The sequence below is a fragment of the Enterobacter cloacae complex sp. P47BA genome (genome assembly GCF_014930485.1).
Classification (GTDB): Bacteria; Pseudomonadota; Gammaproteobacteria; order Enterobacterales; family Enterobacteriaceae; genus Enterobacter; species Enterobacter bugandensis.
Genome location: NZ_JADBRF010000042.1, coordinates 1 through 968 on the forward strand (window position 1 = coordinate 1; position 968 = coordinate 968).

A 968-nucleotide genomic window follows, 5' to 3' on the forward strand; every position below is an offset into this window, starting at 1 on the left:
TGTTACCTGATGCTTAGAGGCTTTTCCTGGAAGCAGGGCATTTATCACTTCAGCACCGTAGTGCCTCGTCATCACGCCTCAGTGTTAAAGTGAACCGGATTTGCCTGGAACACACACCTACACGCTTAAACCGGGACAACCGTCGCCCGGCTGACATAGCCTTCTCCGTCCCCCCTTCGCAGTAACACCAAGTACAGGAATATTAACCTGTTTCCCATCGACTACGCCTTTCGGCCTCGCCTTAGGGGTCGACTCACCCTGCCCCGATTAACGTTGGACAGGAACCCTTGGTCTTCCGGCGAGCGGGCTTTTCACCCGCTTTATCGTTACTTATGTCAGCATTCGCACTTCTGATACCTCCAGCATGCCTCACAGCACACCTTCGACGGCTTACAGAACGCTCCCCTACCCAACAACACATAGCGTCGCTGCCGCAGCTTCGGTGCATGGTTTAGCCCCGTTACATCTTCCGCGCAGGCCGACTCGACCAGTGAGCTATTACGCTTTCTTTAAATGATGGCTGCTTCTAAGCCAACATCCTGGCTGTCTGTGCCTTCCCACATCGTTTCCCACTTAACCATGACTTTGGGACCTTAGCTGGCGGTCTGGGTTGTTTCCCTCTTCACGACGGACGTTAGCACCCGCCGTGTGTCTCCCGTGATAACATTCTTCGGTATTCGTAGTTTGCATCGGGTTGGTAAGCCGGGATGGCCCCCTAGCCGAAACAGTGCTCTACCCCCGAAGATGAGTTCACGAGGCGCTACCTAAATAGCTTTCGGGGAGAACCAGCTATCTCCCGGTTTGATTGGCCTTTCACCCCCAGCCACAGGTCATCCGCTAATTTTTCAACATTAGTCGGTTCGGTCCTCCAGTTAGTGTTACCCAACCTTCAACCTGCCCATGGCTAGATCACCGGGTTTCGGGTCTATACCCTGCAACTTAACGCCCAGTTAAGACTCGGTTTCCCT

General features: G+C 53.7%; 1 rRNA gene. It reads right to left on the reverse strand.

The features are described 5' to 3' along the window. A 23S ribosomal RNA gene (locus IM299_RS22740) occupies positions 1–968 on the reverse strand; the annotation flags it as partial.